The organism is Corallococcus sp. AB030, assembly GCF_003668965.1.
In the GTDB taxonomy this organism is placed as follows: Bacteria; Myxococcota; Myxococcia; order Myxococcales; family Myxococcaceae; genus Corallococcus; species Corallococcus exiguus.
The window spans coordinates 1-6,496 of record NZ_RAWQ01000334.1 but is presented as its reverse complement, the minus strand read 5'-3'; the positions used below and the strand labels follow the sequence as shown (position 1 = coordinate 6,496).

Annotated in this window: 6 protein-coding genes; 5 read left to right on the top strand and 1 reads right to left on the bottom strand. The window is 71.4% G+C overall.

Translation table 11 applies throughout. The annotated features are described in order from the left end of the window. Nucleotides 1–541, top strand: a 541-nt coding sequence (locus D7Y15_RS41530; RefSeq protein ID WP_148713013.1) for an SGNH/GDSL hydrolase family protein, incomplete at its 5' end; no start/stop codon positions are given. A gap of 30 nt (nucleotides 542–571) precedes the next feature. On the opposite strand, the gene D7Y15_RS41525 is transcribed toward D7Y15_RS41530, so the two are convergent. Continuing rightward, entirely contained in the window at nucleotides 572–2,497 is a 1,926-nt protein-coding gene (locus D7Y15_RS41525) for a diguanylate cyclase (RefSeq protein ID WP_121756028.1), read from the bottom strand. Between the two features lie 216 nt (nucleotides 2,498–2,713). Between D7Y15_RS41525 and pgeF the strand changes: the two genes are divergently transcribed. From pgeF to D7Y15_RS41505, 4 genes are all read left to right on the top strand, one after another. Further along, on the top strand, nucleotides 2,714–3,472 hold the full coding sequence (gene pgeF, locus D7Y15_RS41520) for a peptidoglycan editing factor PgeF (protein ID WP_121756027.1): 759 nt from the start codon (nucleotides 2,714–2,716) through the stop codon (nucleotides 3,470–3,472). 82 nt (nucleotides 3,473–3,554) lie between these two features. Then, complete coding sequence (locus D7Y15_RS41515; RefSeq protein ID WP_121756026.1) at nucleotides 3,555–4,439, top strand: tol-pal system YbgF family protein; 885 nt, start codon at nucleotides 3,555–3,557, stop codon at nucleotides 4,437–4,439. Between the two features lie 27 nt (nucleotides 4,440–4,466). After that, on the top strand, nucleotides 4,467–5,681 hold the full coding sequence (locus D7Y15_RS41510; RefSeq protein WP_120575581.1) for a LysM peptidoglycan-binding domain-containing protein: 1,215 nt from the start codon (nucleotides 4,467–4,469) through the stop codon (nucleotides 5,679–5,681). A gap of 140 nt (nucleotides 5,682–5,821) precedes the next feature. Further along, nucleotides 5,822–6,496: DNA-processing protein DprA (locus tag D7Y15_RS41505; RefSeq protein WP_199746056.1), on the top strand; the 675-nt coding region annotated here is incomplete at its 3' end.

The following is a 6,496-nucleotide window of genomic DNA, read 5'->3' as shown; positions in this document are numbered from 1 at the left end:
GTCGCAGGGCGGGGGCTATCCCGACCGGCTCGCCTCCCGCCTCCGCAAGGACGGCCTGCCCGTGGGCCATACCAACCTGGGGCAGAGCGGCGCGCGCGTGCGCGACATCGTCAACAACGCCCTCAAGCGCGTCATCGCGTTGCAGCCCACGCTCATCACCCTGGGCGTGGGCACCAACGACATCTGGCGCGGCACCGAGGTGGCGGAGTTCCAGGACGACCTGGACCGCATCGCCCGGCGGCTGAAGCAGACCGGCGCGTCCATGGTGGTGGTGAACCTGGCGGACATGGCGCTCGCGCCGGTGGCGAAGATGGTGCCCAGCGCGCTGTATGAAGGGCGCATCGAGCCGTTCAACCAGGCCATCGCCTCCGTGGCCCGCGCGCACGGGCTGCACCTGGTGGACCTGTTCACCGCCAGCCGGGAGATGATCCCCCGGCGCCCGGACTTCTTCTGCTCGGATGGCTTCCACCCGTCCGCGGTGGGCTACGAGGAGTGGGCGGACCTGATGCTCCCCGTGGTCCGCACGCTCGTGCAGCGGTAGCGCCGGGCAGGGCGCCCTGGCGCCCCGCGCTCAGGCCTTCGCGATGCCGGAGGGCGCGGGCGGCGTGGAGGGCGCGTCCGAGGGCGGCGCGCTGATGCTGCGCTCGCGTCCGGGGTGGACCTCCATGCCGGCCTCGAACGCCGTCACCCGGTTGCGGCCCGTCCGCTTGCTGCAATAGAGCGCCGAGTCCGCGCAATCCACCAGCATGTCCTGCGCCGACGCGTCCGTGGGGAAGTGCGAGACGCCGATGGACACCGTGACGTGGCCTCCGGGCAGCCCCGGACGGCTGAGCGTGACGGAGTCCGCCACCGCGCGGCGCAGCGTCTCCGCCACCTCCACCGCCGTGGCCTTGGACACCTGTGGCAGCAGCAGCACGAACTCCTCGCCGCCGTAGCGCCCCAGCGTGTCCACCTTGCGCGCGCGGGTCCGGAGCACGTCGGAGACCCGGCGCAGCGTCTCGTCTCCGGCGCGGTGGCCGGCCAGGTCGTTGAGCCGCTTGAAGTGGTCCACGTCCACCATCAGCAGCGCCAGCGGCACGCCGAAGCGCTGGGCTCGCGCGAGCTCCAGGTCCAGCCGCTGGAAGAGGTGGCGGCGGTTGGGCACGCCCGTGAGCGCGTCCGTCAGCGTGAGCTTCACCGTCTCCGCGTGCAGGCGCGCGTTCGTCACCGCCGTCGCGGCCTGATCCGCCACCGCGGTGAAGAGCTCGATCTCCTCCGCGGAGATGCTCGCCGTCTCCGGGCGCTGGAAGTTGATGACGCCCAGGAGCGTGTCCGCGTGCACCATGGGCACCGCCAGCAGCGAACCGTGCTCCGAGCCGCCGCGCAGCCCGCGCCGCGCGAAGATGCTGGTGCTGTCCGTGAGGTCCGGCAGGTACACGGCCTTGCGCGTCTGGGCGGCCCGGCCGCACGCGCCCTCGCCCATGGCGAAGGTGTGGCCCTCCAGGCCCCGGCCCTGCGGCCACGCGTGCTTCACCTCCAGCATGCCCTCCTCGTTGAGGAGCATGATGGAGAAGTCCGGGATGTGCAGCCGCTCCACCACCAGGCGGGTGATGCGCGACAGGAGCTCGTCCAGCTCCAGCGTGGTGTTGAGCGAGCGGGCCACGTCGAACAGCAGCGACAGCTCCGTCAGGCGCTCCTCCAGTTCGTCCTTCAGCGCCAGCTTCTCCTTCACCAGCTGCAGGTCTCGGTGCGTGTCGATCTCCTCCACCTTCATGGAGGTGAGCCGCGCGAGCATCTGGTTGAAGGCCGCGCCCAGCCGGGAAATCTCGTCCGTGCTCCGGGCCTCCGCGCGCACCAGCAGGTCGCCGTCGGCCGCGCGGCCCATGGCCTCGCTCAGCCGCTTGAGCGGCGCGGTGAGCACGAAGCGCAGGGACAGCCACGTGACGAGCCCCAGGATGCCCACGAAGAGCACCATCGCACCGAGCGCGTCCTGGAACACCGTCTGGAGCTGGCGGGTCAGCGCGGGCTCGCCCATGCGCACCTGCAGGACGCCCATGCGCTGCGCGGCTTCGCCGGTGTGACAGCCGGAGCACTCCGGACCGCCCAGGGGCCGCACCACCTCCGTGCCGTGGTCGCTGGAGCGCGCTGTCTCCGGCCCCGTCGCGGACAGCCGCGCGGCCTCCGGGTGCGGATGGCCCTGCTCGGCAGGCCGCCTGCTCCACCGGATGCGCCCGTCCGGCGTCAGGACCCGCAGGTCCTCCACGGAGCGGAACAGCCGCGTGTCCGACGACAGCACGTCCGCGACCGCGCCATGCGGTGCCGCGCCCGGCGCCTGCGGCAGCGTGAAGGTGGAGGCCACGGCCTCCGCCAACGCGAGCGCCTCCAGGTGCGTGCCTTCACGCACCGCCTGCCGGGCTTCGCGCGAGAAGTGCCCCACGCCCAGGAGCGCCACCACCAACCCGGGCAGCGCGATGCTCCACAAGAGCTTCCTGCCAATCGTCTCGGAACCGAGGGCCATGTGCGGGGCGCAGTGTGCTTCGTGCATTCGCGTTCTGTCCGCGAGTGACGGAGTGTTCAAAATTGTCAGGGGCATGACACGCCCTGTCAAACGTACTGGTGTCGAAATATTGAAATGGGGGTGTTGTTCCTCGGCATGTTCCTGTTTTCACGGGCTGTACCCGTGGCACGGTGGCGGTAGTCCCGAAGACCGCGTCCGGAAAGAGGAGTTCCGCCCATGACCCCGACCGTGTTCCTCACCTCCGCGCTGCTGCCGGTGCCCCACGGCTTCGCCACGCGCGCGGGTGGGGTGTCCGAGGGGCCCTACGCGTCCCTCAACCTGGGCTTCTCCGTGGGCGACGAGCGTCCCCACGTGGAGGAGAACCACCGCCGGCTGGCCCAGGCCGCGGGCGCGCGTCTGGGCTCGCTCTGCCGGGTGTCGCAGGTGCACGGCGACACGGTGCTGGAGGCTCGCGGCGAAGCCGACGACGTGCTGCGCCCGACGCTGGGTGAGGCGGACGCGCTGTGGACGGAAGGGGAGGGCAGCTGGGTGGCGGTGGGCACCGCGGACTGCGTGCCGGTGCTGATCGTGGATCCGCGAGCCCGGCGCGTGGCGGCGGTGCACTCAGGATGGAAGGGCACGGACCTGGAGATCAGCGCCCGCACGGTGGAGGCGCTGGTGGCGAGGGGCAGCCGGCCGGAGGACCTGCTCGCGGCGGTGGGCCCCTGCATCCAGGCGTGCTGCTACGAGGTCTCCCCGGAGCTGGGCGACCGCTTCCGCGCACGCTTTGGTCCGGACGTCGTCCGCGCGGGAGCCAGGCCGCACCTGGATCTTCCACTCGCGGTGAAGTCGTCCCTCACAAAGGCGGGCCTGAAGCCGGAGCAGGTGGACGTGCTACAGGCCTGTACGGCGTGTGATCCAGAGCGGTTCTTCTCCCACCGCCGGGACGCGGGGCGCACAGGGCGGCACCTCAACTTCGTGCTGCACCGCTTCTAGCGGAGGCCCGCCGGGGTCGTTTTCTTGACGGTCTCCGACCGGCCTTCCTATCCTCGACCTGGAATTCCCTCCGTCCAGGCTCGTGCCGGTGCGTCCCTTCCTCTTCCGCCTGTTTGCCGCCGTCGCGCTGTCCGCGCCGACCGCCTGTGCCACCACCGCTGCTTCGCAGACGGAAGTGGGCCGGCTGGAGGCTGAGGTGCGCACGCTGCGCGCGGCCCAGTCGTCGCTGATCGAGCGCCTGGAGCGGCTGGAGAACCGCGACGCCGTCTCGCGCGCCCGCGCCGCTGCCCCGGCCCCCGCCGCGTCGTCCCCGAAGGCCACCGCGAGCGCGAAGCCGGAGGCCGCCTCGCCGGAAGTGGGCGAGCCGCTGGGGCTGGCGCCGGCGGAGCTGACGGTGGTCCGGCTCAAGCCGAAGAAGGAACCCGCGCCGCGCATCAACACGGCGGTGGCGGTGATGGAGCCGGACACCGACCAGATGGAGATGTTCATCTCTCCGGTGGAGGGCTCGTCGGGGACGGGCTCGGTCAGCCTGGGAGGCTCGATGGCCTCCACCACGGCCACCCGCATGGAGCCGCCGGAGAAGGATCCGGACATCCTCGACGCCGAGTACGAGCGCGCGGTGGCCATGCTGCGCACCGGCAACGTGGAAGGCGGCGTGGAGACGCTCACGCGCTTCGCGGCGGAGAACCCGCGCCACCCTCGCGCCGACAACGCCCTGTACTTCAGCGGCCTGGGCCAGATGGGGCTCAAGGACGCGACCGGCGCGGCCAAGACGTTCGAGAAACTCATCAAGAACTACCCCGCCGGGGATGCCGTCCAGGACGGCATGCTCCGGCTCGCGGAGTGCCGGGTGCGGCTGAACCAGGCCGTGGATGCCCGAGCCCTCTATACCCGCGTCGTCACCCAGTTCCCGGGGACGGCCGCCGCCACGCAGGCGGAGCAGCGGCTCGCCGCGCTCTCGCCGTAAGCCCTTTTTGTGAAAGGAAGTCGTCCGATGCGCTCCCGGATCCTCGCCTCCCTGCTCGTGCCCCTCACCGTCGCGCCGGCATGGACGGCTTTCGCCCAGGACGCGCAGGAGGATGAATCCCAGTCGTCCTCCGAGACGGAAGGGCAGGACATCTCCGACGACGTGGAGCAGCGCCCCACCTCCGTCACGCTCCCGCCCGGCGCCGCGCAGGGCCGTGAGAGCGCGCCCGGTCAGGTGCACACGGTGGAGACGGGCGACACGCTGTGGGACCTGTCCCAGCGCTACCTGGGCAGCCCCTGGTACTGGCCCAAGGTCTGGTCCTACAACCCGCAGATCGCCAACCCGCACTGGATCTACCCGGGCAACAACGTGAAGTTCTTCCCCGGCGGCGAGGAGGTGCCCTCGCGCGTGGAGGCCGGTGACCTGCCCTCCGACGACGTGGCTGCGCCCACGGACGTGAGCGGCGGCCGACTGGTGTCGGTGGTCGGGAAGATCGGCTTCGACCCGTCCGCCTCCAGCCCGGTGACGACCAAGGGCTTCGTGACGACGCGCGAGCTGGACGAGGCGGGCCGCATCGAGGGCTCGACCTCCGAGGCGCTGATGCTCTCCGCCCCGGAGAAGGTCTACCTGCGCTTCAAGAAGCGCGGGTCCGCCAAGATTGGCGACCGCTACGTCATCTTCCACACCGTGGAAGAGGTGAAGCACCCGGTGTCCAACGCGCGCACGGGCTACCTCACGGAGCTCCTGGGCACGGTGCAGGTCGTCTCCATCAACAACGACGTGGTCACCGCGCGCATCATGGAGACGTGGGACCCCATCGCGCGTGGCGACCTGGTGGGCCCCTCCAGCGAGAAGCTGTCGGAGCGCATCGCCCCCAAGCCCAACAGCAAGGAGATCCCCGGCTTCGTGCTCACGCCGATGACGCCGGGCCAGACGCTGCTGGGCGAGCACAACTTCATCGTCGTGGACCGCGGCACCGCGGACGGCGTCCAGGTGGGCAACACGTTCACCATCGAGCGCCGCGGCGACCCCAGCAAGGACGTGCTCGGCCGCAGCGACTACAAGATGGGCGACGCGGGCAAGGAGCAGAAGGCCTACCCCTGGGAGGCCGTGGCCCAGTGCATGGTCACCGAAGTGCGTGAGCGCACCTCCAACTGCCTGATGACCCGGTCCATGGTGGAGATCTCCGCCGGCGACCGCGCCACCATGCGCAAGGACGGAACGCCCACCGCCAGCCGCTGACCCAAGGCGGCGATCGGCAGGAATGCTGCATTCCGACCCGCCCGGGAAGGGCGGGTCGCTTGACCCTCGAAGAACCGGTGTTATGTGTCACGCCCCTCCCGGGACCACCTCTATATAGGTGGGAAACAGGCGGGGACGGCATGGCGGACACAAACACGGATACGCACCTACACTGGGACGAGCAGCGCGCCACCCTGGCGCTCTGGGCCATTGCTGGCCTGGGGCCCCGGACGTTGGACGCCGTGCGCGCGTTCGCCGGTGGGGCGCTGTCCCGGCTCGCGTCCACGCCCGTGCGGGACTGGGTGGCGGACGTGCCGGTGCCCGCGACCGTCCGCCAGCGGCTGGCCGCCGTCGCATCGCTGGACGCCCTGGCGTCCCGGACGGAAGAGGCCTGTGCCCGGACGGGGCTCCAGGTGGCCTTCGCGGGCTCGCCAGCCTATCCCGCCCGGATGGTGGGGCTGGAGGACGCGCCCCCGCTGCTGTTCTTCCTGGGCAACCCGGGGCCGCCACGCCGCAGGCTGGCGATGGTGGGCAGCCGCCATCCGGATCAGGGCTTCCTGCCGTTCGCGCGCTCCTTCGCCCGGAAGGTGGCGGAGTCAGGGGTGGGGGTGGTGTCGGGCGCGGCGGAGGGCGTGGACCGGGCCTGCCACTGGGGCGCGCTGGACGTGGGCGCGGAGACGTGGGCCTTCCTGGGCTCCGCGCTGGACGCGCTGGACCCCGCCCAGGCCCGGATGCTGCCCCACTTCCTCGAGCGGGGAGGGGTGTACTTCAGCGAGCTGCCGCCGGGAGTCCGGGCGAGCACGACGACCTTCCCC